The organism is Pseudomonas bubulae (assembly GCF_037023725.1).
In the GTDB taxonomy this organism is placed as follows: domain Bacteria; phylum Pseudomonadota; class Gammaproteobacteria; order Pseudomonadales; family Pseudomonadaceae; genus Aquipseudomonas; species Aquipseudomonas bubulae.
The window spans coordinates 2,335,456-2,360,145 of sequence record NZ_CP146077.1 but is presented as its reverse complement, the minus strand read 5'-3'; the positions used below and the strand labels follow the sequence as shown (position 1 = coordinate 2,360,145).

The 24,690-nt window shown below is 56.8% G+C and carries 20 protein-coding genes; 6 read left to right on the top strand and 14 right to left on the bottom strand.

The genetic code is table 11. The features are described from left to right. Positions 1-11 precede the first annotated feature (11 nt). The 4 genes from V6L81_RS11015 to yegQ all read left to right on the top strand — a co-directional run bounded on the left by V6L81_RS11015 (position 12) and on the right by yegQ (position 4,219). Positions 12-539: a TRAP transporter small permease gene (locus V6L81_RS11015; protein WP_095002108.1), complete on the top strand. Its 528-nt coding sequence runs from the start codon at positions 12-14 to the stop codon at positions 537-539. Further along, complete coding sequence (locus V6L81_RS11010; protein WP_095002109.1) at positions 540-1,820, top strand: TRAP transporter large permease; 1,281 nt, start codon at positions 540-542, stop codon at positions 1,818-1,820. It begins immediately after the preceding gene. 80 nt (positions 1,821-1,900) lie between these two features. After that, complete coding sequence (locus V6L81_RS11005) at positions 1,901-2,812, top strand: DMT family transporter (RefSeq protein WP_095019115.1); 912 nt, start codon at positions 1,901-1,903, stop codon at positions 2,810-2,812. 66 nt (positions 2,813-2,878) lie between these two features. Beyond that, entirely contained in the window at positions 2,879-4,219 is a 1,341-nt protein-coding gene (gene yegQ, locus V6L81_RS11000) for a tRNA 5-hydroxyuridine modification protein YegQ (RefSeq protein ID WP_130871754.1), read from the top strand. Positions 4,220-4,327: 108 nt separating this feature from the next. Here the strand turns inward: yegQ and V6L81_RS10995 are convergent, their stop codons facing one another. Together V6L81_RS10995 and htpG are read right to left on the bottom strand one after the other, a co-directional pair. Next, positions 4,328-5,056: a dienelactone hydrolase family protein gene (locus tag V6L81_RS10995; RefSeq protein WP_095019113.1), complete on the bottom strand. Its 729-nt coding sequence runs from the start codon at positions 5,054-5,056 to the stop codon at positions 4,328-4,330. Positions 5,057-5,114: 58 nt separating this feature from the next. Further along, positions 5,115-7,019 (bottom strand): molecular chaperone HtpG, encoded by a 1,905-nt coding sequence (gene htpG / locus V6L81_RS10990; RefSeq protein WP_016780177.1) that lies wholly within the window; start codon positions 7,017-7,019, stop codon positions 5,115-5,117. A gap of 232 nt (positions 7,020-7,251) precedes the next feature. Here htpG and V6L81_RS10985 point away from each other — a divergent pair, with 232 nt between their 5' ends. After that, on the top strand, positions 7,252-7,521 hold the full coding sequence (locus tag V6L81_RS10985; protein WP_095019112.1) for a hypothetical protein: 270 nt from the start codon (positions 7,252-7,254) through the stop codon (positions 7,519-7,521). A 171-nt stretch (positions 7,522-7,692) separates the two neighbouring features. Here the strand turns inward: V6L81_RS10985 and brnQ are convergent, their stop codons facing one another. The 10 genes from brnQ to sdhC form a co-directional block, all read right to left on the bottom strand. Beyond that, on the bottom strand, positions 7,693-9,006 hold the full coding sequence (brnQ, locus tag V6L81_RS10980; protein WP_095002113.1) for a branched-chain amino acid transport system II carrier protein: 1,314 nt from the start codon (positions 9,004-9,006) through the stop codon (positions 7,693-7,695). 449 nt (positions 9,007-9,455) lie between these two features. Then, positions 9,456-10,337, bottom strand: coding sequence for a succinate--CoA ligase subunit alpha (sucD, locus tag V6L81_RS10975; protein WP_095002114.1), 882 nt, complete (start codon positions 10,335-10,337; stop codon positions 9,456-9,458). Beyond that, positions 10,337-11,503, bottom strand: a complete 1,167-nt coding sequence (gene sucC / locus V6L81_RS10970) for an ADP-forming succinate--CoA ligase subunit beta (protein WP_016780173.1) — start codon at positions 11,501-11,503, stop codon at positions 10,337-10,339. The genes sucD and sucC overlap by 1 nt, the downstream gene beginning before the upstream one ends. A 226-nt stretch (positions 11,504-11,729) precedes the next feature. After that, positions 11,730-13,166, bottom strand: a complete 1,437-nt coding sequence (gene lpdA, locus V6L81_RS10965; RefSeq protein ID WP_016780172.1) for a dihydrolipoyl dehydrogenase — start codon at positions 13,164-13,166, stop codon at positions 11,730-11,732. Positions 13,167-13,271: 105 nt separating this feature from the next. After that, complete coding sequence (gene odhB, locus V6L81_RS10960; protein ID WP_083369842.1) at positions 13,272-14,492, bottom strand: 2-oxoglutarate dehydrogenase complex dihydrolipoyllysine-residue succinyltransferase; 1,221 nt, start codon at positions 14,490-14,492, stop codon at positions 13,272-13,274. Between the two features lie 41 nt (positions 14,493-14,533). Then, the gene (locus V6L81_RS10955; RefSeq protein ID WP_020467780.1) at positions 14,534-17,365 is read right to left on the bottom strand and encodes a 2-oxoglutarate dehydrogenase E1 component; all 2,832 of its coding nucleotides are present in this window, start codon (positions 17,363-17,365) and stop codon (positions 14,534-14,536) included. A gap of 260 nt (positions 17,366-17,625) precedes the next feature. After that, positions 17,626-18,330, bottom strand: coding sequence for a succinate dehydrogenase iron-sulfur subunit (locus tag V6L81_RS10950; RefSeq protein WP_016780169.1), 705 nt, complete (start codon positions 18,328-18,330; stop codon positions 17,626-17,628). Between the two features lie 11 nt (positions 18,331-18,341). Next, on the bottom strand, positions 18,342-20,117 hold the full coding sequence (gene sdhA / locus V6L81_RS10945; protein WP_016780168.1) for a succinate dehydrogenase flavoprotein subunit: 1,776 nt from the start codon (positions 20,115-20,117) through the stop codon (positions 18,342-18,344). A 3-nt stretch (positions 20,118-20,120) separates the two neighbouring features. Then, a complete protein-coding gene (gene sdhD, locus V6L81_RS10940; RefSeq protein WP_003446906.1) occupies positions 20,121-20,489 on the bottom strand; it encodes a succinate dehydrogenase, hydrophobic membrane anchor protein in 369 nt (122 codons plus the stop codon). Next, positions 20,483-20,869, bottom strand: a complete 387-nt coding sequence (gene sdhC, locus V6L81_RS10935) for a succinate dehydrogenase, cytochrome b556 subunit (protein ID WP_019828563.1) — start codon at positions 20,867-20,869, stop codon at positions 20,483-20,485. Before sdhC ends, sdhD begins: the two co-directional genes overlap by 7 nt. Before the next feature lie 351 nt (positions 20,870-21,220). Here sdhC and gltA point away from each other — a divergent pair, with 351 nt between their 5' ends. After that, positions 21,221-22,510: a citrate synthase gene (gltA, locus tag V6L81_RS10930; protein ID WP_095002115.1), complete on the top strand. Its 1,290-nt coding sequence runs from the start codon at positions 21,221-21,223 to the stop codon at positions 22,508-22,510. Positions 22,511-22,697: 187 nt separating this feature from the next. On the opposite strand, the gene V6L81_RS10925 is transcribed toward gltA, so the two are convergent. After that, positions 22,698-24,356, bottom strand: a complete 1,659-nt coding sequence (locus V6L81_RS10925; protein WP_095002116.1) for a cation acetate symporter — start codon at positions 24,354-24,356, stop codon at positions 22,698-22,700. After that, positions 24,353-24,664 carry a DUF485 domain-containing protein gene (locus V6L81_RS10920; protein WP_095002117.1) on the bottom strand — a complete coding sequence of 104 codons (312 nt, stop codon included), beginning with the start codon at positions 24,662-24,664 and terminating at the stop codon, positions 24,353-24,355. Before V6L81_RS10920 ends, V6L81_RS10925 begins: the two co-directional genes overlap by 4 nt. Positions 24,665-24,690: the final 26 nt, after the last annotated feature.

Below are 24,690 nucleotides of genomic sequence, written 5' to 3'. Positions count from 1 at the left end.
TGGTGAGCCCCATGAAAAATACCGTACTGCGCTTTAATGACTTGCTGTACAGGGCCTGCATCGGGATCGCCGGTTTGTCGGTGCTGACCATGACCTTGATCATCCCCTGGGGCATTTTTGCCCGCTACGTGCTGGGCAGCGGCTCCAGCTGGCCCGAGCCCACCGCCATTCTGCTGATGGTGGTGTTTACCTTCTTTGGCGCTGCCGCCAGCTACCGTGCCGGTGCCCATATGGCAGTGGCGATGGCGGTCGAGCGCATGCCGGCCCATGTCCGCAAACTGGCCGCGGTGCTGGTGCAAATCCTGATGGTCATCGTCTGCCTGTTCATGACGGTCAAGGGCTTCAAACTGTGCGCGACCACCTGGAACCAGTTTCTTGGCGAAATGCCGGGTTTGCGCGTAGGCATCTCCTATCTGCCTATCCCGCTGGGCGGCATCGTGACCCTGATCTTCGTCCTGGAAAAACTCTTCCTGGGTGACCAAAGCCACCGCCGTGCCGTGCGGTTCGACATTGTAGAAGCCAGCGAAGAGGCCGTATAAATGGACGCTTTCGTACTGTTGGGCAGTTTTATCGCCCTGATCCTTATCGGCATGCCGGTCGCCTACGCGCTGGGTCTGTCGGCACTGGTCGGCGCCTGGTGGATCGATATCCCGTTCGATGCCCTGATGATTCAAGTCGCTGGCGGGGTTAACAAGTTCTCGCTGCTGGCCATCCCGTTTTTTGTCCTGGCCGGGGCGATCATGGCCGAAGGCGGCATGTCACGTCGGCTGGTGGCCTTTGCCGGGGTACTGGTAGGGTTTGTGCGCGGCGGTCTGTCGCTGGTCAATATCGTCGCCTCGACCTTCTTTGGCGCGATTTCCGGCTCTTCCGTCGCCGACACCGCTTCCGTGGGCTCGGTACTGATTCCGGAAATGGAGCGCGCCGGTTACCCCCGTGAGTTCTCCACGGCGGTAACGGTCAGCGGCTCGGTACAGGCTTTGCTCACCCCGCCCAGCCACAACTCGGTGCTGTACTCGCTGGCAGCGGGCGGCACGGTATCGATCGCTTCGCTGTTTATGGCCGGGATCATGCCGGGGTTGTTGCTCAGCGCAGTGATGATGGGCCTGTGCATGATCTTTGCGCGCAGACGTAACTACCCCAAGGGTGAAGTGATCCCGCTGCGCACCGCGCTGAAAATCGCCGGTGAAGCGATGTGGGGCCTGATGGCCATGGTCATCATCCTTGGCGGCATCCTCACTGGCGTCTTCACTGCCACCGAATCGGCGGCGGTCGCGGTGGTGTGGTCGTTCTTCGTCACCATGTTCATTTACCGCGACTACAAGTGGCGTGATCTGCCCAAGCTGATGCATCGGGCGGTGCGTACCATTTCCATCGTGATGATCCTGATCGGCTTTGCTGCCAGCTTCGGTTACATCCTGACGCTGATGGAAATCCCGATGAAGATCACCACCGCGTTCCTGACCCTGTCGGATAACCGCTACGTGATCCTGATGTGCATCAACGTCATGTTGTTGTTGCTGGGCACGGTGATGGACATGGCGCCGCTGATCCTTATCCTCACCCCGATCCTGCTGCCGGTGATTATCGGTATCGGTGTCGACCCGGTACATTTTGGCATGATCATGCTGGTCAACCTGGGCATCGGCCTGATCACACCGCCGGTGGGCGCGGTGCTGTTCGTGGGTGCAGCCGTGGGCAAGGTCACCATCGAAAACACCGTTAAAGCGCTGCTGCCATTCTACCTGGCACTGTTTATGGTGCTGATGCTGGTGACCTACGTTCCGGCCATCTCGCTGTGGTTGCCAAACCTGGTGCTGTAACCCCGCCTTACCCCTGTGGGAGCTCGCTCCCACAGGGATATTGAAGCGGCTCTATTTCCAGCCAAGGAGGCTGGTTGCTTATGTCTGCTCCTGCGTTGTTCCCCCGCCATATCGCAGTATTGATTCTGGTACTGCTGGCCTGCGCTTTTGCGGGCAATCATATCGCCGCCCGGATTGCCTTCGACCACGACACCGGTTTGCTGCTGGCGATTCTATGTCGTGCTGGCGTGACCTTGCTGGTATTGACCGGCCTGGTGCTATGGCAACGCGAGCGCCCTCGGCTAACCCCCGCCAACTGGCGTTGGCAATTGCTGTTGGGATTGCTGATCGCAGCACAAAGCTTCTGCATTTATTCAGCCGTGGCCCGTATCCCCGTGGCCCTGGCATTGTTGATCGGCAATATGGCACCGATCCTGCTGGTACTGCTGACCTGGGCCCTGGGCGGTGCGGCACCCACCCTGCGGGCGGCACTGCTGATGGGGCTGATCATGTGCGGCCTGGTGTTTGCCCTCGACGTGCCCGAACGTTTGTCCAGCCAGCACAGTACCGAGGCACAGTGGCTCGAAGGCATCCTCTTCGGCTTTGCTGCCGCTTGCGTGTTTGCCTGTGCGCTATGGATCACCGATCACAAACTCTCGAGCCTGCGCGGTACGGTGCGTAGCATGCTGACCATGCTTATCGTATTTTGTGCGGCAGCCCTGGCCGGAGTCAGCGGGGTGCTGCCGGGCGGGGTGTCGCTGCCCTCCTCGTCTACCGGCTGGACAGCCCTGGCCTTTCTGGTTGCGCTTTACGGGCTGGGCTTCTGCCTGTTGTTTATCTGCATGACGCGGCTGAACATGGCCCGCAACGCACCGGTAATGAACGTCGAACCGGTGGCGAGCCTGCTGTTTGGCTGGCTGATTCTTGACCAGTTGCTCAGCAGCGGCCAGATCATCGGCGGCCTGATTGTGGTCGCGGGCATTGTGATGCTGACCTGGCCGCGCAAAGCATAGATCCAGATCAATAGCCGGGAGCAAGGGCTCGACTACCATCGCGCCTTTTTTGCGAACGAACTGACTATGCGCCTTGCTCCGCCCGAACTCCTCGCCCCTGCCGGCACCCTGAAAAATATGCGCTATGCCTTCGCGTATGGCGCCGACGCGGTGTATGCGGGCCAACCACGCTACAGCTTGCGCGTGCGCAACAACGAATTCGACCACACCAACCTGGCCATTGGCATCGCCGAAGCCCAGGCTCAGGGCAAACGTTTTTACGTGGTGGTCAATATCGCCCCGCACAACGCCAAGCTGCGTACCTTTCTCAAGGATCTGGAGCCGGTGATTGCCATGGCACCGGATGCGCTGATCATGTCCGACCCGGGCCTGATCATGCTGGTGCGCAAAAACTTCCCCCATGTGCCGATTCACTTGTCGGTTCAGGCCAATACCGTGAACTGGGCCAGTGTTGAATTCTGGCGCCAGCAGGGTCTGAGCCGCATCATCCTGTCCCGGGAGTTGTCGCTGGAAGAGATCGAAGAAATCCGTCAGCAAGTACCCGATATGGAGCTGGAGATTTTCGTACATGGCGCGCTATGCATGGCCTACTCCGGGCGCTGCCTGTTATCTGGCTACATGAACAAGCGAGATGCCAACCAGGGCAGCTGCACCAATGCCTGCCGCTGGAAGTACGAGGCCAAACCGGGTACAGAAAACGAGCTGGGCAATATCGTCAATGTGGTCGAGCCAACCCTGGGCGTGGGTGCGCCGACTGACGAAGTGTTTGTGCTGAACGAAGCCAACCGTGCCGATGAACCGATGACCGCGTTCGAGGACGAACACGGTACTTACATCATGAACTCCAAGGATCTGCGTGCTGTACAGCATGTGGCGCGGCTGGCGGAAATGGGCGTGCATTCGCTGAAGATCGAGGGCCGCACCAAGTCGCACTTTTACTGCGCACGGGCCACCCAGGTGTATCGCAAGGCCATCGATGATGCGGTGGCGGGTCGTGAGTTTGACCGCAGCCTGATGACCGATCTGGAGTCCCTGGCCCAGCGCGGCTATACCGAAGGGTTCTTGCGCCGCCATGTCCACGATGAATACCAGAACTACCTGCATGGCAGTTCATTGTCCCATCGCCAGCAGTTTGTCGGGGAATTGACCGGCGAACGACGCAATGGCCTGGCCGAAGTCAAAGTGAAAAACCGATTTGCTTTGGGCGATCATCTGGAGCTGATGACACCCCACGGCAACTATCACTTTGATCTGGAACGTTTGCTTAACAGTGCAGGCTTGCCGACCCAAGTGGCGCCGGGTGATGGCCACACGGTGTACCTGCCGATCCCCGAACAGGTGGACTTGAACTACGGGTTGTTGATGCGGGATTTGACGGTGAGCGAGGTGATGGAACGTTCGGCGTGACCACTGTGGGAGCGGGCTTGCTCGCGATAGCATCGCCCGGTGTTGTCTGACAGACCGAGCCGTCAGCATCGCGAGCAAGCCCGCTCCCACAGACTGTCGTGATTGCGATTAATCGCGAAACACTTCATCCAGCAAGTTATGCATGGCGGTGAACGCCCGACCCGCAGTTTTGGCGTCGTACATCATCTTGCCCGGCACATTGGCGTGGGGGTCAGTGAACGAATGCACTGCGCCGCCATAGCTGGTCAGTTGCCAGTCCACACCCGCCGCGTTCATCTCCGCCTCAAACGCTGGTAGCTGCTCGCTTGGCACCAACGGGTCAGACGCGCCGTGCAACACCAGCACCGAGCCCTTGATGCTCTGGGCATCGATCGGGTTAGGTGTGTCCAGGGTGCCGTGGAATGACACCGCAGCTTGCAACGGTGCACCACTGCGTGCCAGTTCCAGTGAACAGCACCCGCCAAAACAGAAACCAAAGGTTGCCAGCTTGTTGCTGTCGACCTGGGCCAGGCCCTGATTTTTCAGCATGTCATACGCTGCCCACATACGCTTGCGCAGCAAGGCACGGTCATTCTTGAGCGGCATCATCGCCGCACCGGCTTCGTCGGCGTTGCCGGGCCGGGTGCCCTGGCCATACAAATCGGCGATCAGTACCACATAACCCTGTTCTGCCACCGACTTGGCAATCTCTTCGGCGCCTGCGCTGATGCCCATCCAGTTGGGCGCCATCAGCAAACCCGGCAACGGGTCTTCACGGCTCGGATCAAAGGCCAAACGGCCTTCGTAAGGTTGGCCGTCGATTTGATAAGCCACAGAGCTGACCGAAATGGATTTCATCAAAAACTCCTGAATTTGAAACAAAAAAAACCCGCCGAAGCGGGTTTTTATAGCGCGGTTAGACCGACAACTCTACTAACAATTTGTTTAGCCGACGGACATAGGCCGCAGGGTCTTTCAAACTGTCACCGGCTGCCAGGGCTGCCTGATCGAAGAGGATGTGCGACAGGTCGCCAAAACGCTCTTCACTCTGCTCAGCATCGAGTTTCTCGATCAGCGGGTGAGCCGGGTTGAACTCGAAGATAGGCTTGGACTCAGGCACTTTTTGACCGCTGGCTTCGAGGATCTGACGCATTTGCATGCCCAGATCCTGCTCACCAATGGCAAGAATCGCCGGGGAATCAGTCAGACGATGCGACACGCGCACTTCGCTGACGCTCTCACCCAAGGCAGCCTTGATGCGCTCCACCAGACCTTCTTTGGCCTTGGCCACTTCTTCTGCGGCTTTCTTGTCCTCTTCCGAGTCCAGATTGCCCAGGTCGAGGTCACCACGGGCCACGTCGACAAAGCTCTTGCCGTCGAAGTCGCTGAGGTAGCTCATCAGCCACTCGTCGATGCGGTCGGTCAGCAGCAGGACTTCGATGCCTTTTTTGCGGAAGACTTCGAGGTGCGGGCTGTTTTTAACCTGCGCGTAGGTTTCGCCGGTCAGGTAGTAAATCTTGTCCTGACCTTCCTTGGCGCGGGCCAGGTAGTCGGTCAAGGAAACATTCTGTTCGCCGTCGTCGCCGTGGGTCGAAGCAAAACGCAGCAGACCGGCGATTTTTTCTTTGTTGGCGAAATCTTCGGCCGGACCTTCTTTCATCACCTGCCCGAAGTTTTTCCAGAAGCCCTGATATTTCTCAGGCTCGTTCTTCGCCAGTTTTTCCAGCATGTCGAGTACACGCTTGGTCAGCGCCGTCTTCATCGAGTCGATGATCGGGTCTTTTTGCAGGATTTCCCGCGACACGTTCAGCGACAGGTCGTTGGAGTCGATCACGCCCTTGATAAAGCGCAGGTACAGCGGCAGGAACGACTCGGCCTGATCCATCACGAAGACACGCTGCACATACAGCTTCAGGCCTTTAGGCGCTTCACGCTGGTACAGATCAAACGGTGCACGGGCCGGAACGTAGAGCAGCGAGCTGTATTCAAGCTTGCCCTCAACCTTGTTGTGGCTCCAGGCCAGCGGGTTCTCGTAGTCATGGGCAATGTGCTTGTAGAACTCCTGATATTCCTCGTCCTTTACTTCAGTACGAGGACGGGTCCACAGAGCACTTGCCCGGTTGACGGTTTCCCATTCCAGTGCAGGCGCTTCTTCGCCTTCGGCAACGGTCTGCTCTTTAGGCAGTTCGATAGGCAGGGCGATATGGTCGGAGTACTTCTTGATGATGTTGCGCAGGCGCCAGCCGTCAGCGAATTCGGATTCGCCAGGCTTGAGGTGCAGCACGATTTTGGTGCCGCGGTCGGCCTTCTCGACGGTGGCCACTTCAAACTCGCCTTCGCCCTTCGAAGACCAGTGCACGCCCTCGCTTGCCGGGGTACCGGCACGGCGGCTGTACACGTCAACCTTGTCGGCAACGATAAAGGCCGAGTAGAAACCCACGCCGAACTGACCGATCAGGTGCGAATCTTTTTTCTGGTCGCCGGTGAGGTTTTTCATGAAGTCGGCAGTGCCGGACTTGGCGATCGTACCCAGGTGGGTGATCACGTCATCGCGGTTCATGCCGATACCGTTGTCTTCGAGGGTGACGGTGTTGGCGTCTTTGTCGAAGCTCACACGGATTTTAAGCTCGGCACCGCCCTCCAGCAGATCTGGCTTGGACAGTGCTTCAAAACGTAATTTGTCGACAGCATCAGAGGCGTTCGAGATCAGTTCGCGAAGGAAGATTTCCTTGTTGGAGTACAGCGAATGGATCATGAGGTGCAGCAGTTGCTTGACCTCGGTCTGGAAGCCCAGGGTTTCTTTTTGAGTTTCCACGCTCATTGTTATCAAACTCCGATTGGATGGCAGTGGCCACGCCCGTAAGGGTTAGCGGCGGGATGTGATGAAAGTTGGGGCCAATGATGCAAATTTCAAGGGCCGAACCAGTGGCTCAAGTTTTTTACCAATATTTCCGCCCGCGCTGCTTTACTTATATATGTGTTCGAGCATGGAACTTAAGCCATCAGCCCATGCTCAAACGCCCCGTAGATCTACTCATAAGGAGAAACACCCCATGCGTAATACTTTTGCTGTTGCCTTGATGCTGGCTGCTTCGCTTGGCCTGGCTGCCTGCGACAAAAAATCCGAAGACAAAGCCCAGGACGCTGCCCAGCATTCTGAGCAAGCGCAAGAAAAAATGTCTGAAGCACAAGACAAAGTAAACGACGCGGCCAAAGAGAACGCCGAAGCTGCAAAAGCACAAGCCGAGTCCAATAAAGCCGCTGCTGAAGAAGCCGGCCAGACTGCTCCGGTTGCACCTGCGGCAACTACAGAAAGCAAGTAACACGACTTTCTGCGATATAAAACCAAGCCCGCCAAGTGCGGGCTTTGTTGTATCTGAACGTTAATGGCTAGTGTTTGCATGCTTGAACACACGCCCATTAAAAAAGCCCTGCATCCATTAAGATGCAGGGCTTTTTTATTGACTCGGCAACGCTTTTGGCGAACCGGGTAATTACGCCATTGCTTCAACTCGTTTGCCCAGCAGACGGTCGCAGATTACTGCGCCCAGCAGGGTCACAAGACTAGGCACCAGCCACGCCAGGCCCTGCTCGCTAAATGGCATATTGGCCAATTGGGCCGGAATCCACTCACCCAGGCCAGCACCTTTAAGCGCGTCGATCGAGCCAAAGAAGAACGACACCAGCATGACCGGACCAACGATCCGGCTCTGGGCATTCCACAGGCCTTTGCAGAAACTCAGCGCCACCAACACGATGCAAGGCGGGTAGATCGCCGTCAGCAACGGGATGGAAAACGCAATCAACTGGGTCAAGCCAAGGTTCGACACGGCCAGCGAAAACAGCGCAAGGATGATCACCAGCGTCTTGTAAGACAGTGGCAGCACAGTACTGAAGTATTCAGCGCAGGCACAGGTCAGGCCAACGGCCGTTACCAGGCAAGCCAGTGCAATCAGTACGGCAAGGAAACCGCTGCCCAGCGAACCGAAGGTGTGTTGTACATAGGCATGCAGTACCGCCGCACCATTGGTTGCACCCGCCGCCACTTCATGGCTGCCCGCACCCAGGCGGAACAGGCTGATGTAGACCAGCGCCAGGCCGACACCGGCGATCAGGCCGGCAATGATGGCGTAGCGGGTAATCAGCTTGGGTGATTCAACACCACGGGAACGGATGGCATTCACGATCACGATACCGAACACCAGCGCACCCAGGGTATCCATGGTCAAGTAGCCATTGATAAAACCCTGGGAGAACGGTGCGGCCACGTACTCGGGGGTCGCGACGCCAACATCACCTGCAGGCAAGGCAACGGCAGCAATGCCGAGAATGGCCAGGGCGATGATCTTCAACGGAGCAAGGAAGCGCCCTACCGTGTCCAGCAGGCGACCCGGGTACAACGACACGAAAAACACGATCAGGAAGTACACCGAGCTGTACAGAAACAGCGCCAGTGGGCTTTCACCGGTCAAAGGTGCCAGGCCGACTTCAAAGGATACGGTGGCGGTACGCGGGGTCGCGAACAACGGGCCAACAGCCAGATAGGCCACGGCTGCCAACAAGCCCCCGGCGATCTTGCCGATCGGGCTGCTCAGTGCGTCCATGCCGCCACCGACCTTGGCCAGGGCAATAACGGTGACTACCGGCAGACCGACTGCGGTGATCAGGAAGCCCAATGCAGCCATCCAGACGTTAGGTCCGGCCTGCAGGCCAACGATTGGCGGGAAAATGATGTTGCCTGCCCCAACGAACAGGGCAAAAGTCATAAACCCAAGTGCCAGGATGTCCTGGCCTTTCAATACTTTCATTACGGAAATACCACACTACTGAATCGGGATTTAGAGGGGAATTTCCCGTGCGGATGTGGGAAATGCTGTCGATCCGTATAAGACCAACCCTTCTAGCGCGTGGCTTCCTTTTGGGATGCACACGCAGAACTGCGGAATGCTGGCAAGATTACCGAGTTTTTTCCTACAGCGCACTGTTAGAGGGCGGACTGTCCGATGAACGAACGCAGTTGTCGCCTGGACGACATCGAAAAATGCTTTGGTGTGGTTTTGCCTGCCCTGGATAGCTCAAAACCGCACGTTGTGGGAGCGGGCTTGCCCGCGATGGTAACGACGCGATTTATCTGAATGACCGCGGCGCCTGCATCGCGAGCAAGCCCGCTCCCACAAGGGTTTTGCTTGACCCCAAACGCACAAAGGCCACCCGAAGGTGGCCTTTGCCTGGTAGAGCAGTCAGTTAAGCGCGAGGCTTACTTCATTGCCCAGCCAGTCAGCTCGGACAGAGCCTTGCCGATGTCTGCCAGCGAACGCACGGTTTTTACGCCTGCGTCTTCCAGGGCAGCAAACTTCTCGTCTGCAGTACCCTTGCCGCCAGAGATGATTGCGCCTGCGTGGCCCATGCGCTTGCCTGGAGGGGCAGTCACACCAGCGATGTAGGAAACAACCGGCTTGGTCACGTTTGCCTTGATGTAGGCAGCCGCTTCTTCTTCAGCCGAACCGCCGATCTCACCGATCATAACGATCGCTTCGGTCTTCGGGTCTTCCTGGAACAGCTTCAGGATGTCGATGAAGTTGGAACCAGGGATCGGGTCACCACCGATGCCTACGCAAGTCGACTGGCCGAAACCGGCGTCAGTGGTTTGCTTTACAGCTTCGTAAGTCAGGGTGCCGGAACGCGACACGATGCCTACTTTGCCTGGCAAGTGAATGTGACCTGGCATGATGCCGATCTTGCATTCGCCTGGCGTGATAACGCCCGGGCAGTTAGGGCCGATCAGGGTAACACCCAGTTCGTCGCACTTAACTTTGCAGTCCAGCATGTCCAGGGTAGGAATGCCTTCAGTGATGCACACGATCAGCTTGATGCCGCCGAACGCTGCTTCAAGGATCGAGTCCTTGCAGAAAGGAGCCGGTACGTAGATAACGCTGGCGGTTGCGCCAGTTGCTTCTACGGCTTCTTTCACGGTGTTGAAAACAGGCAGGTCCAGGTGAGTGGTGCCGCCTTTGCCCGGAGTAACGCCACCAACCATCTTGGTGCCGTATTCGATGGCTTGCTGGGTGTGGAAGCTGCCCTGCGAACCGGTGATGCCCTGGCAGATAACTTTGGTGTCTTTATTGATCAGGACGCTCATTACTTGCCCTCCGCAGCTTTAACAACTTGTTGAGCAGCGTCGGTCAAGCTGGTAGCAGCGATGATGTTCAAACCGCTTTCTGCCAGTACTTTAGCGCCCAGATCAGCGTTGTTGCCTTCAAGGCGCACAACTACCGGGATTTTCACGCCGACTTCTTTCACTGCACCGATGATGCCTTCGGCAATCATGTCGCAACGAACGATGCCGCCGAAGATGTTAACCAGCACTGCTGCGACATTGCTATCGGACAGGATGATTTTGAACGCTTCGGTAACGCGTTCTTTGGTAGCACCACCGCCAACGTCGAGGAAGTTGGCTGGCTTGCCGCCATGCAGGTTAACGATGTCCATGGTGCCCATGGCCAGACCAGCGCCGTTAACCATGCAGCCGATGTTGCCTTCCAGCGCTACGTAGTTCAGTTCGAACTTGGCAGCGTGCGCTTCGCGCGGATCGTCTTGCGACGGATCGTGGAAAGTTTTCAGCTTAGGCTGACGGTACATGGCGTTTGCGTCGATGTTGATTTTGGCATCGAGGCAGTGCAGATCGCCGTCAGTCTTGATAACCAGCGGGTTCACTTCCAGCAGGGCCAGATCGTGATCCTTGAACAGTTTGGCCAGACCTACGAAGATCTTGGCGAACTGAGCAACTTGCTTGCCTTCCAGACCCAGCTGGAAAGCCAACTCGCGACCCTGGAATGGCTGTGCGCCAACCAGTGGATCGATCGTTGCTTTCAGAATTTTTTCTGGAGTGTCGTGAGCGATTTTCTCGATGTCCACGCCACCTTCGGTGGAAGCCATGAACACGATACGACGGCTCGAACGGTCAACGACAGCGCCCAGGTACAGCTCTTTAGCGATATCAGTGCACGACTCAACCAGGATCTTGGTGACCGGCTGACCATTGGCGTCAGTCTGGTAAGTCACCAGACGCTTGCCCAACCACTGTTGTGCGAATGCTTTAGCGTCTTCTTTGCTGCGAACCAGCTTAACGCCGCCCGCTTTACCGCGACCACCTGCGTGAACCTGGGCTTTTACAACCCATTCGGTCCCACCGATTTTGTCGCAAGCTTCTGCGGCTGCTTCCGGGGTGTCTACTGCATAACCCTTGGATACTGGCAGGCCGTATTCAGCGAACAGCTGCTTACCCTGATACTCGTGAAGATTCATGCTTTTTACCGTCTTCGTTAGGTACTGCGCATTCGGCGCTGCACTACTATTAGTGCCGCACCACCTGTGACTGCTGCTTGTGCTGTTTCAACAAACCCGACATCCGCTTGAGCGGAGCCGGGCCCGGTTAAAACAAGACAAGACTGCGTCCGGCGGAAGTTCCGCGGTGAGGCTTGCTAGCAAGGCTCACGACGGGCAAACCGCCGTGGTTTCTTATTGTCTGGTCTTAACGTTTCTTACGGTTGGCAATGTGGATGGCGCCGCCATTCACAGCCAGTGCTGCTTCGTGCAAGGCTTCGGACAGGGTCGGATGGGAGAAAACCATCATGCCCAGATCTTCAGCGCTGGTGCCGAATTCCATACCGATCGCGCCCTGCTGTACCAGCTCTGCAGCGCTCGGGCCAATCACGTGGACGCCCAGTACGCGGTCAGTTTTGGCATCAGCAATGACTTTGACAAAGCCACCGGTGTCGTTTGCTGCCATGGCACGGCCACTGGCGGCGAACGGGAAGGTGCCGACGTTAACCTCAACGCCTTCAGCTTTCAAGGCCTGCTCGGTTTTACCAACCCACGCGATCTCCGGGTGAGTGTAAATAACCGATGGAATCAGGTCGTAGTTCATCTCGGTCTTGTGACCTTTGATGCGCTCGACAACCATGATGCCTTCTTCAGAAGCCTTGTGTGCCAGCATCATGCCGCGAACCACGTCACCAATGGCGAATACGCCCGGTACGCTGGTTGCGCAATGATCGTCAACAAACACGAAACCGCGCTCGTCGATGGTCACGCCGCTGTCAGCTGCCAGCAACTCGGTAGTCACCGGACGGCGACCCACGGCTACGATCAGCTTGTCGAAGGTGATGGTCTGTTCGCCGTTGGCGTCGGTGTAGGTCACAACGACTTCTTCGCCGTTGACCTTGGAACCGGTGACGCGAGCGCCCAGCTTGATGTCCAGACCTTGTTTGGTCAGGGTTTTGTAGGCTTCTTTCGAAACGGCAGCGTCAGCAGCCATCAAGAAGGTGTCCAGGGCTTCCAGAACAGTCACTTCAGCGCCCAGACGGGACCATACCGAACCCAGTTCCAGACCGATCACGCCAGCGCCGATAACGCCCAGACGTTTTGGCACGGACTGGAATTCCAGGGCGCCGGTCGAATCAACGATCACGTTGTTGTCGACTGGAGCAGGTGGAATGTCGATCGGACGCGAGCCCGAAGCCAGAATCACGTTCTCGGCTTCGATGATTTCAACGCTGCCGTCTGGCTTGGTCAGCTCAACACGCTTGCCGGCCAGCAGTTTGCCGTGGCCTTGCAGGGAAGTAACGCCGTTGGCCTTGAACAGGGTCGCAACGCCGGAAGTCAGACCTTTAACGATGTTGGCTTTACGGCCAACCATCGCAGCAACGTCCATCTTCACTTCACCGGTGGTGATGCCGTGGATGGCGAATGCATCCTTGGCTTCGTGGTACTTCCAGGAGCTGTCCAGCAGCGCCTTGGATGGAATGCAGCCAACGTTCAGGCAAGTACCGCCCAGCGCCAGTTTGCCTTCCTTGTCGGTGTATTTTTCGATGCAAGCAGTCGAAAGGCCCAGTTGCGCGGCCTTGATGGCTGCAACATAGCCGCCAGGGCCCGCACCAATCACTACAACGTCAAATTTCTGAGACATGAAAATAGATCCTCTATTAGCTACAAGCTGTCAGCAGCAAGCTGCAAGCCAAAGCCAGACTGCTTTTTCCCGCAGCCTGGCACCTGAAACTTGCAGCAGCTTCTATTAGATATCCAGCAGCAGACGAGCCGGGTCTTCCAGCAGGTTTTTGATTGCTACCAGGAAACTTACAGCTTCTTTGCCATCGATCAAGCGGTGATCGTAAGACAGAGCCAAATACATCATCGGACGGATAACTACCTGACCGTTGACTGCCATTGGACGCTGAAGGATGTTGTGCATGCCCAGGATCGCGGCTTGCGGCGGGTTAACGATCGGGGTCGACATCATCGAACCGAAAGTACCACCGTTGGTGATAGTGAAAGTACCACCGGTCATTTCGTCGATCGACAGTTTGCCGTCACGGGCTTTTTTACCGTAGGCAGCGATGCCGCCTTCGATTTCAGCCAGGCTCATCAGTTCGGCGTTACGCAGAACCGGAACCACCAGACCACGGTCGCTGGAAACAGCTACACCGATGTCGGCGAAGCCGTGGTAAACGATGTCGGAACCGTCGATCGAGGCGTTAACGGCCGGGAAGCGTTTCAGTGCTTCGGTAGCTGCTTTCACGAAGAACGACATGAAGCCCAGGCGTACGCCGTTGTGGGACTTCTCGAACAGATCCTTGTACTTCGAACGCAGTGCCATGATTTCAGTCATGTCCACTTCGTTGAAAGTGGTCAGCATCGCCATGTTCGACTGAGCTTCAACCAGACGCTTGGCCACGGTGGCACGAACGCGGGTCATCGGAACGCGTTTTTCTACGCGGTCGCCAGCAGCGAATACCGGAGCGGCAGCGGCAGGTGCAGCGGCCTTGGCCGGCGCAGCAGCAGGAGCGGCTTTTTTGGCAGCAACTGCGGCAACTACGTCTTCCTTGGTCACACGACCGCCTTTGCCAGTACCGGCAACGGAAGCGATGTTGATACCGTTTTCTTCAGCGATCTTGCGTGCAGCCGGAGCAGCAACAGGATCGTCTTCGCCATCGGCAGCAGGAGCAGCAGCCTGGGCGGCCGGTGCAGCGGCAGCAGCAGGAGCGGCAGCAGCAGCGCCGCCTTCAACGATGGAGCCCAGCACTTCGTCGGACAGAACGGTGTCGCCTTCGTTCTTGACGATAGCGCCCAGCACGCCGTCAGCAGTGGCCAGTACTTCCAGCACTACCTTGTCGGTTTCGATGTCGACAATCAGGTCGTCGCGCTTTACAGCGTCGCCCGGTTGCTTGTGCCAGGTGGCAACGGTGCCATCGGCAACCGATTCCGGAAATGTTGGGGCTTTGATCTCGATAGCCATGTTCTTTGGTTCCTTAAATTCGGTTTCAGTGCGCGAAGGCGTTAAACAGTGAACGCGTCTTGCAACAGTTTTGCCTGTTGCTCAGCGTGCATCGATGCGTAACCACAAGCAGGTGCAGCAGAAGCGTCACGGCCCGCGTACTCGAGTACGAGCGACTTGTCGTGACCGCTGATGATGCGGCGCATGTGATGCTGGCTGCAGTACCAGGCACCCTGGTTCATCGGCTCTTCCTGACACCAGACAATATGCTTGGCGTTTTTGTACGGAGCCAGGACTTCAATCAAGTCGTCCTCAGGGAACGGGTACAGCTGCTCAAGACGCACGATAGCGATGTCATCACGACCTTCGGCACGGCGTTTTTCCAACAGGTCGTAGTAGACCTTGCCGCTACACAGCACGATGCGACCGACGTTCGCCGGATCCTGCGCATCGATTTCCGGAATAACGGTCTGGAACGAACCTTCGGCCAGATCTTCCAGGGTCGAGATTGCCAGTTTGTGACGCAGCAACGACTTCGGTGTCAGGACGATCAGCGGCTTGCGCAGCGGACGGATAACCTGACGGCGCAACAGATGGTAGATCTGTGCCGGAGTGGTCGGTACGCACACCTGAATGTTGTGCTCGGCACACAATTGCAGGTAACGCTCAAGACGTGCAGAGGAGTGCTCCGGGCCCTGACCTTCATAACCGTGTGGCAGCAGCATGGTCAGACCGCACAGACGGCCCCACTTGTGCTCACCGCTGGTGATGAACTGGTCGATTACAACCTGGGCGCCGTTGGCGAAGTCGCCGAACTGGGCTTCCCAGATCACCAGCGCGTTAGGCGTGGTGGTGGAATAGCCGTATTCGAACGCCAGGACCGCTTCCTCGGACAGCAGCGAGTCGTACAGGTCAAAGCGAGGCTGACCTTCGAACAGGTGCTTCAGGGGAATATAGGTGCCAGCATCTTTCTGGTTGTGCAACACGGCGTGACGGTGCGAGAACGTACCGCGACCAATGTCCTGACCGGTCATGCGAATCGGGTGACCTTCGAACTGCAGGGTTGCATATGCCATGGTTTCGGCATAACCCCAGTTGATCGGCAGGCCGCCGGCTTGCATTTTTTGACGATCTTCGTAGATCTTCGCAACCTGGCGCTGAACCACAAAGCCTTCTGGAATTTCCAGCAGCTTGGCAGACAGTTCTTGCAGGGTTTTCAGATCGAAACGGGTGTCGTGACGCGCAGTCCAGGCGTGGCCCAGATACGGACGCCAGTCCACGAACAGCTCTTTGTTCGGTTCCTTGACCAGACTTTTCACAACATGCAGGCCGTTGTCCAGCGCGTTGCGGTATTCGTCGATCTTGGCCTGAACGCGTTCTGCGTCCACCACTTTCTCTTGTGTCAGGCGCTCGGCATACAGCTCACGGGTGGTGCGCTGCTTGGCGATCTGCTGATACATCAGCGGTTGGGTACCGTTTGGTTCATCGGCCTCGTTGTGACCGCGACGGCGGTAGCAGAACAGGTCGATCACGACGTCACGCTTGAACTGCATGCGGTAGTCGATAGCCAGCTGAGTCACGAACAATACGGCTTCCGGATCATCACCATTGACATGGAGGATCGGCGCCTGAATCATTTTCGCGACGTCAGTGCAGTACTCGGTAGAACGGGAGTCTTCCGGATTGCTGATGGTGAAGCCGACCTGGTTGTTGATCACCAGGTGAACCGTACCGCCAGTCTTGAAGCCGCGAGTCTGCGACATCTGGAAGGTTTCCATGACCACGCCCTGACCTGCGAAGGCAGCATCACCGTGGATGGAAATTGGCAGTACCTTTTCGCCGGTGCTGTCGTTACGACGGTCCTGGCGAGCGCGTACAGACCCTTCAACCACTGGAGAAACGATTTCCAGGTGGGAGGGGTTAAACGCCATTGCCAGGTGAACTTCACCACCGGCAGTCATGACGTTGGAGGAGAAGCCCTGGTGGTATTTAACGTCACCGGAACCCAACTCGATCTTTTTCTTGCCTTCGAACTCGTCGAACAGCTCGCGCGGGTTTTTGCCGAAGGTGTTCACCAATACGTTCAGGCGACCACGGTGGGCCATGCCGATAACGATTTCCTTGGTGCCGTAGTTGCCCGAACGCTGGATCAGCTCGTCCAGCAAAGGAATCAGGCTTTCGCCGCCTTCCAGGCCGAAACGCTTGGTGCCCGGGTATTTGGTCCCCAGGTACTTTTCCAGACCTTCAGCAGCAGTCACGCGCTCAAGCAGATGGCTTTTGACTTCAGCCGAGTAAGTCGGGCGGCCGCGTACGCTTTCGAGGCGCTGTTCAAACCAGTGGCGCTGCTCGGAATCGACGATGTGCGTGAACTCTGCGCCAATGGTGCGGCAATATGTCTGCTGCAACGCTTCGAGAATTTCGCGTAGGCTCGCTTCCTCTTTGCCGATATACAGGTCGCCGGCACGGAAGGTCGTATCAAGATCGGCATTGGTCAAGCCGTAATGATTGATCGACAGGTCTGCAGGTGCAGGACGCTGCCACAGCCCCAGCGGATCAAGCTGGGCTGCCTGGTGGCCGCGCATCCGATAGGCCTGGATCAATCGCAGCACTTCAACCTGCTTCTTCTCGTGCTCACTGCTCACGCTCCCGGCAGAAACCGGTTGAGCGCGGCGCTGGTTCTTTGCCAGCAGCACGAAATGGTCGCGGATTGTGGAGTGCGAAACATCGTTGGCAGAGTTGCCTTCAACAGGCAACGTCTGAAATTTGGTGCGCCATTCTTCTGGCACAGCGTTAGGGTCGTGCAGGTAGAGCTCATAGAGCTCTTCCACATAGGCAGCGTTACCACCTGAAAGATAGCCGCTGTTCCACATGCGCTGCATCACGCTTTCTTGCATGCTTGGTCACCCTCGGTTAGGGGACACCATCGACGAGAACACCAGAGCATGCTTGAGAAAGTCCGAATACAGCGACTAAAACAAGCCACTTAGGATCACGCTGATAGTCCGGGTACCAGCCCGGATGCCCCTGCTGGTCTCATTTCTTCAAAATAAGAGCCGCAGCTTTATGAGCTGTTGCTCAGGTTAAAACTACGGCGCCGGTTGAAGCCTGCGCCGTAGCATCTACGGTTACAGCGGTGCTGCGGTACTGCTTTGGATCACACGCCGCTTTGCAGCAGCATGCTACGCACGTGACCGATGGCCTTAGTCGGGTTCAGGCCCTTCGGACACACGTTTACGCAGTTCATGATCCCGCGGCAGCGGAATACGCTGAACGGGTCATCCAGCGAAGCCAGGCGCTCACTGGTCTTGGTGTCACGGCTGTCAGCCAGGAAACGATAGGCTTGCAGCAGTGCAGCAGGGCCCAGGAACTTGTCCGGGTTCCACCAGAAGGACGGGCACGAGGTCGAGCAGCAAGCGCACAGGATGCACTCGTACAGACCGTCGAGCTTTTCACGCTCTTCTGGTGATTGCAGACGTTCGATGGCCGGAGCCGGCGTGTCGTTCTGCAGGAACGGCTTAACTTTCTCGTATTGCTTGTAGAAGATGCTCATATCGACGACCAGGTCACGGATAACCGGCAAACCTGGCAGTGGACGAACGATCAGCTTGTTGCCTTTAACGACAGCGGACAGCGGCGTTACACACGCCAGGCCGTTCTTGCCGTTGATGTTCATGCCGTCGGAGCCGCAAACGCCCTCACGGCAAGAGCGACGATAGGAGAAACCCTCGTCCTGCTCTTTGATCAGGGCCAGTACGTCCAGCACCATCAGGTCTTTACCGTTGGTATTGACCTCGAATTCCTGCATGAACGGAGCGGCGTCCTGATCAGGGTTGTAACGATAAACACTGACTTTCAACATATCGGCCACCCTTAGTAAGTACGAACCATTGGCTCGAAGGTCGGAACGGTTTTCGGCGAGAAGTTCACCGCACGCTTGGCTACGCGCTTGTCACCCGGGAAGTACAGGGTGTGGCACAGCCAGTTAACGTCGTCACGATCTTCGAAGTCTTCACGGGCGTGAGCACCGCGCGATTCCTTACGAACTTCAGCAGCGATTGCAGTCGCTTCAGCCACTTCGAGCAGGTTTTGCAGCTCAAGGGCTTCGATACGGGCCGTGTTGAACGCCTGGCTCTTATCGTTGATTTTCACGTTGGCGATGCGCTTGCGCAGATCAGCCAGCTGGGCAATACCCTTCTGCATGTATTCGCCGGTACGGAATACACCGAAGTAGTTCTGCATGCAGCTTTGCAGCTCTTTACGCAGGGTTGCCACGTCTTCGCCGTCGGTACGCGAGTTCAGGCCGTCCAGACGTGCCAGGGCAGCGTCGATGTCGGACTGGCGTGGACGAGCGTAATCAACGCCTTCTTTAAGGGTCTGTTCAAGGAACAGGCCGGCAGCACGACCGAATACCACCAGGTCGAGCAGCGAGTTGCCGCCCAGACGGTTAGCACCGTGTACGGATACGCAAGCCACTTCACCTACTGCAAACAGGCCAGGGATGATCTGGTCGTTGCCGTCGGCGTCCTGAGTGATCGCCTGACCATGAATGTTGGTGGCAACGCCGCCCATCATATAATGGCAAGTCGGAACCACTGGAACCGGAGCCAATACCGGGTCAACGTGTGCGAACGTTTTCGACAGTTCGCAGATACCTGGCAGACGGCTGTGCAGCACTTCTTCACCGAGGTGATCGAGCTTCAGCATTACGTGGTCGCCATCAGGACCGCAACCGTTGCCCGCGATGATTTCCTTAACCATCGAGCGAGCAACAACGTCACGACCAGCAAGGTCTTTGGCGTTCGGAGCATAACGCTCCATGAAACGCTCGCCATGCTTGTTGATCAGGTAGCCACCTTCACCACGGCAACCTTCGGTAACCAGTACACCGGCGCCGGCAATACCGGTCGGGTGGAACTGCCACATTTCGATGTCCTGTACCGGCACGCCAGCACGCAGAGCCATGCCAATACCGTCGCCGGTGTTGATCAGGGCGTTGGTGGTGGACGAGTAGATACGGCCTGCACCGCCAGTCGCCAGTACGGTCGCGTTAGCGCGAACGTAAGAGGTTTCACCTGTTTCGATGCAGATAACGATCATGCCGACGAAATCGCCAGCCTCGTTCTTAACCAGATCGACACCGTAGTATTCGTTCAGGAATACAGTGCCGGCCTTGAGGTTGGCCTGGTACAGGGTGTGCAACAGCGCGTGACCGGTACGGTCGGCTGCAGCGCAAGTACGGGCAGCCTGGCCGCCTTTGCCGAAGTCCTTGGACTGACCGCCGAAAGGACGCTGGTAGATACGACCCTGTTCGGTACGGGAGAACGGCAGACCCATGTGCTCGAGCTCGAACACGGCTTCCGGACCTACGGAACACATGTATTCGATAGCGTCCTGGTCACCGATATAGTCGGAACCCTTGACGGTATCGTACATGTGCCAGCGCCAGTCATCGTTTGGATCTGCAGACGCGATCGCGCAGGTGATGCCACCCTGGGCCGATACGGTGTGCGAACGAGTCGGGAAAACCTTGGTGATTACAGCAGTCTTGTGACCGCCTTGAGCCAGCTGCAGAGCAGCGCGCATGCCGGCACCGCCGCCGCCAATGATGATGGCGTCGAACGAAAGTGTATTAACTGTGTTAGCCATGAATCAGATACCCCAAAGAATCTGCACACCCCAGACGAAGTAAGCGAACATTGCAACGCCGCAGACTGCCTGGAAGAGGAAACGTACTGCTGTGGCGGACTTGCCCAGCGCCATTGGCGTCAGGTAGTCGGTCGCGATGGTCCACATGCCGACCCAGGCGTGTGCGCCCAGAGCAACAAGGGCCAGCAGGCTGAAAATACGCATCCAGTTGCTTGCGAACAGCTCATGCCATTGGGCGTAGCCAATGCCAGGGTTCGCAACGAGGTACCCGATCAGGAAGATGAAATAAGCCGCTAGAACAACCGCAGACACACGTTGTGCCATCCAGTCATAGAGGCCCGAACGCGACAGGTTCGTAACGCTGGTTACCATATCCAAACTCCCGCCAGAACAATCATCACCACGGAAATGACGATTACGATTTTCGAGCCCAGTCGGCCGCCTTCAAGCGTCTCACCGATGCCCATGTCCATGATCAAGTGGCGCACACCGGCAACCAGGTGATACAGCAAGGCAGAGAGCAGGCCCCACGCAACGAATTTGGCCAGCGGACTGGTCAAGCATGCCTTCACCTCGGCATAACCTTCTTCGGAACCCAGGGATTTGCTCAATGCATAAAGCATGATGCCCAGGCCGAGAAAAAGAATGATGCCCGATACACGGTGCAGAAATGACGTAACGCCGGTGATGGGGAGTTTGATGGTCCTTAGGTCTAGGTTTACAGGTCGTTGGCTATTCACGGCTTTTTTCACACTGAAGAGCCCCTAACAATCAGGGCAAGTTTGTTGGGATGCGCACTGGTCAGGTACCCACCACCCGGGAGTGACGACCCCCATCTAAACAGGCCCAAAAGCCTCTGGCGGTCGGCTGCCGAGTATAGACAGTTAGGTTACTAATGACAACGCAAACACCCACCCCCTAATAGCGCATTGCGCTCTTGGCATAAAAGGCGTAAACGGCTGAGATATTCGCGAAAAAACGCTTCTCAAAGCCTTGTACAGCAAGACTTTAGGCAAATTGACATTCGAATTTATCTCACTATAGTGGTGCGGGCCCTGCGTGGGGGGTCTGTCTGATGATTTCAAGCATAAATAGGAGGCCACATGGCTGACAAAAAAGCGCAGTTGATCATCGAGGGCGCAGCCCCCGTCGAGCTGCCCATTTTAACTGGCACCGTGGGTCCCGATGTAATCGATGTGCGAGGCCTGACGGCCACGGGCCGATTCACATTTGACCCTGGCTTCATGTCGACCGCATCTTGCGAGTCGAAGATCACCTATATTGATGGTGACAACGGTATCCTGCTGCACCGCGGCTACCCGATCGAACAGCTGGCTGAACACTCTGACTACCTTGAGACCGCTTACCTGCTGCTGAACGGCGAACTGCCGACCGCAGAGCAGAAGGCTCAATTTGTCAGCACCGTGAAGAACCACACCATGGTTCACGAGCAGTTGAAGACTTTCTTCAACGGCTTCCGTCGTGACGCCCACCCGATGGCGGTCATGTGCGGTGTAGTCGGCGCCCTCTCGGCCTTCTACCACGACTCCCTGGACATCAATAACCCGCAGCATCGCGAAATTTCCGCGATCCGCCTGGTTGCCAAGATGCCGACGCTTGCAGCGATGGTTTACAAGTACTCCATGGGTCAACCCATGATGTACCCGCGTAACGACCTGACCTACGCCGAAAACTTCCTGCACATGATGTTCAACACGCCGTGCGAGATCAAACCGATCAGCCCGGTACTGGCCAAGGCAATGGACAAGATCTTTATCCTGCATGCCGACCACGAACAGAATGCGTCGACCTCTACCGTGCGCCTGGCGGGTTCTTCGGGTGCCAACCCGTTCGCCTGTATTGCTGCCGGTATCGCTGCACTGTGGGGCCCTGCCCACGGCGGCGCCAACGAAGCCGTGCTGACCATGCTCGACGAAATTGGCGATGTGTCCAACATCGACAAGTTCATCGCCAAGGCCAAGGACAAAAACGATCCGTTCAAGCTGATGGGCTTCGGTCACCGGGTTTACAAAAACCGTGACCCACGCGCCACTGTCATGAAAAAGACCTGCGACGAAGTTCTCAAGGAACTGGGCATCACCAACGATCCGCAACTCGAACTGGCCATGCGCCTGGAAGAGATCGCCCTGACCGACCCGTACTTCATCGAGCGTTCGCTGTACCCGAACGTCGACTTCTACTCGGGGATCATCCTCAAGGCGATCGGCATTCCGACCAGCATGTTCACGGTGATCTTCGCCCTGTCCCGTACAGTGGGCTGGATCTCGCACTGGAAAGAAATGCTCTCCAGCCCGTACAAGATTGGCCGTCCGCGCCAGCTGTACACCGGCTACGAGCAGCGTGACATCACCAAGCTGGAAGACCGCAAGTAAGGCATATCCCACGATAGTGCCCTGATTGCAGACAATACGGCCTCTATTTATAGAGGCCGTATTTTTTTGTGTGTGCGTCTTGTAGCAGCTGCTACGGAACTTCGCACTTGCACAGCGAGAATAGGCACAAAAAAATCCCCCTGCCTTGCGACAGGGGGATTCGATTAAACATACTGTCTATTACGGATTAATGATCCACCGCACCGCTCGCCCCCAACCCCGTCTGCGAACGCACAAACTGCGGGAAGAACAACGCACGCTCCTTCTCTGCCGATTTGGACTTGTCCGTAATGGAGAAGAACCAGATACCCGCAAACGCGATGATCATGGAGAACAGCGCCGGGTACTCGTAAGGGAAGATGGCCTTTTCATGATGCAGGATCTGCACCCAGATGGTCGGGCCCAGGATCATCAGGCCAACCGCGCTTACCAGCCCCATCCAGCCGCCTATCATGGCGCCACGGGTGGTCAGGTTTTTCCAGTACATGGATAGCAGCAAGACCGGGAAGTTGCAGCTCGCAGCAATGGAGAACGCCAGGCCCACCATAAACGCGATGTTCTGGCTTTCAAACAAGATACCCAAGCCAATTGCCAGTACCGCCAATGCAATAGTGGTGATCTTCGAGACCCGAATCTCTTCCTTGTCGTTGGCCTTGCCCTTTTTGATCACGCTGGCATACAGGTCATGGGACACCGCAGAAGCGCCCGCCAGGGTCAGCCCCGCAACAACCGCCAGAATGGTGGCGAAAGCCACTGCCGAAATAAAGCCCAGGAACATGCTGCCGCCAACCGCGTCCGCAAGGTGCACAGCCGCCATGTTGTTACCACCCAGCAAGGCGCCAGCCGCGTCCTTGAAGTCCGGGTTGGTACTGACCAGGATGATTGCGCCAAAACCGATGATAAAGGTCAGGATATAGAAGTAGCCAATAAAGCCCGTTGCGTAGAACACGCTCTTGCGCGCTTCCTTGGCATCGCTCACGGTAAAGAAGCGCATCAGGATATGTGGCAGGCCAGCAGTACCGAACATCAGGGCCAAACCGAGGGAGAATGCAGAGATAGGATCTTTGACCAACCCGCCCGGGCTCATGATTGCTTCACCTTTAGGGTGAATCTTCACTGCTTCGGCGAACAGTGCGTTGAAGTCAAAGTTCACATGCTTCATGACCATCACGGCCATGAACGTGGCACCCGACAGCAACATGACCGCCTTGATGATCTGCACCCAGGTCGTTGCCAGCATGCCGCCGAACAACACATACATGCACATCAGGATACCTACCAGGATCACCGCAACGTGGTAATCCAGACCAAACAACAACTGGATCAGCTTGCCGGCACCGACCATTTGCGCAATCAGGTAGAACGCTACCACCACCAGCGAACCACAGGCTGACAACGAGCGAATCTGGGTTTGCCCCAAACGGTACGAGGCCACATCGGCAAAGGTGTATTTGCCCAGGTTACGCAGACGCTCTGCAATCAGGAACAGAATGATGGGCCAGCCCACCAGAAAGCCGATCGAATAGATCAGGCCGTCATAGCCGGACGTGTACACCAGCGCGGAAATACCCAGAAAGGAGGCTGCCGACATATAGTCGCCGGCAATCGCCAGACCGTTCTGGAAACCGGTAATCTTGCCGCCAGCTGCATAGTAATCGGCTGCCGACTTGTTGCGTTTCGATGCCCAGTAAGTAATGCACAGGGTCGCACCCACAAAGACGACGAACATGATGATCGCCGAAATATTGAGCGGTTGTTTTTGCACTTCCCCAGTCAGGGCCTCCCCCGCCCAAACTGCCGGTGCAAGGGCTGTAGCGCCCAGCGTTGCCAATAAGCGCCCGATCATTGCCCAGCCTCCTTGAGAATTGCATTGTTCAGCTCATCAAACTCGCCATTGGCCCTGCGTACATAGATACCGGTCAGGATAAAGGCCGAAACAATCAGCCCCACACCAATCGGAATACCCCAGGTAATGGACGAATCGGGACTCAGTTTGGTCCCCATGATGTGCGACCCATAAGCAATTAACAGGATAAAAGCGGCATATAACCCGAGCATGATTGCCGAAAGAAGCCAGGCAAAACGCTCTCTCTTTTTTACCAGCTCCTTGAAGCGCGGGCTGTTTTGAATCGAGATATAAATGCTGTCGTTCATTATTTTTGTCCTCGCAGCACAGATGA

What these genes read in the sequence shown, in the direction of transcription:
- V6L81_RS10950 (WP_016780169.1), bottom strand. Translation starts at nt 18,330, where the DNA reads ATGTTGAAAGTCAGTGTTTATCGTTACAACCCTGATCAGGACGCCGCT.
- sucD (WP_095002114.1), bottom strand. Translation starts at nt 10,337, where the DNA reads ATGAGCGTCCTGATCAATAAAGACACCAAAGTTATCTGCCAGGGCATC.
- sdhD (WP_003446906.1), bottom strand. Translation starts at nt 20,489, where the DNA reads ATGGTAACCAGCGTTACGAACCTGTCGCGTTCGGGCCTCTATGACTGG.
- brnQ (WP_095002113.1), bottom strand. Translation starts at nt 9,006, where the DNA reads ATGAAAGTATTGAAAGGCCAGGACATCCTGGCACTTGGGTTTATGACT.
- odhB (WP_083369842.1), bottom strand. Translation starts at nt 14,492, where the DNA reads ATGGCTATCGAGATCAAAGCCCCAACATTTCCGGAATCGGTTGCCGAT.
- V6L81_RS10985 (WP_095019112.1), top strand. Translation starts at nt 7,252, where the DNA reads ATGCGTAATACTTTTGCTGTTGCCTTGATGCTGGCTGCTTCGCTTGGC.
- V6L81_RS11015 (WP_095002108.1), top strand. Translation starts at nt 12, where the DNA reads ATGAAAAATACCGTACTGCGCTTTAATGACTTGCTGTACAGGGCCTGC.
- V6L81_RS10920 (WP_095002117.1), bottom strand. Translation starts at nt 24,664, where the DNA reads ATGAACGACAGCATTTATATCTCGATTCAAAACAGCCCGCGCTTCAAG.
- htpG (WP_016780177.1), bottom strand. Translation starts at nt 7,019, where the DNA reads ATGAGCGTGGAAACTCAAAAAGAAACCCTGGGCTTCCAGACCGAGGTC.
- V6L81_RS11005 (WP_095019115.1), top strand. Translation starts at nt 1,901, where the DNA reads ATGTCTGCTCCTGCGTTGTTCCCCCGCCATATCGCAGTATTGATTCTG.
- V6L81_RS11010 (WP_095002109.1), top strand. Translation starts at nt 540, where the DNA reads ATGGACGCTTTCGTACTGTTGGGCAGTTTTATCGCCCTGATCCTTATC.
- V6L81_RS10995 (WP_095019113.1), bottom strand. Translation starts at nt 5,056, where the DNA reads ATGAAATCCATTTCGGTCAGCTCTGTGGCTTATCAAATCGACGGCCAA.
- lpdA (WP_016780172.1), bottom strand. Translation starts at nt 13,166, where the DNA reads ATGTCTCAGAAATTTGACGTTGTAGTGATTGGTGCGGGCCCTGGCGGC.
- sdhA (WP_016780168.1), bottom strand. Translation starts at nt 20,117, where the DNA reads ATGGCTAACACAGTTAATACACTTTCGTTCGACGCCATCATCATTGGC.
- gltA (WP_095002115.1), top strand. Translation starts at nt 21,221, where the DNA reads ATGGCTGACAAAAAAGCGCAGTTGATCATCGAGGGCGCAGCCCCCGTC.
- yegQ (WP_130871754.1), top strand. Translation starts at nt 2,879, where the DNA reads ATGCGCCTTGCTCCGCCCGAACTCCTCGCCCCTGCCGGCACCCTGAAA.
- V6L81_RS10925 (WP_095002116.1), bottom strand. Translation starts at nt 24,356, where the DNA reads ATGATCGGGCGCTTATTGGCAACGCTGGGCGCTACAGCCCTTGCACCG.
- V6L81_RS10955 (WP_020467780.1), bottom strand. Translation starts at nt 17,365, where the DNA reads ATGCAAGAAAGCGTGATGCAGCGCATGTGGAACAGCGGCTATCTTTCA.
- sucC (WP_016780173.1), bottom strand. Translation starts at nt 11,503, where the DNA reads ATGAATCTTCACGAGTATCAGGGTAAGCAGCTGTTCGCTGAATACGGC.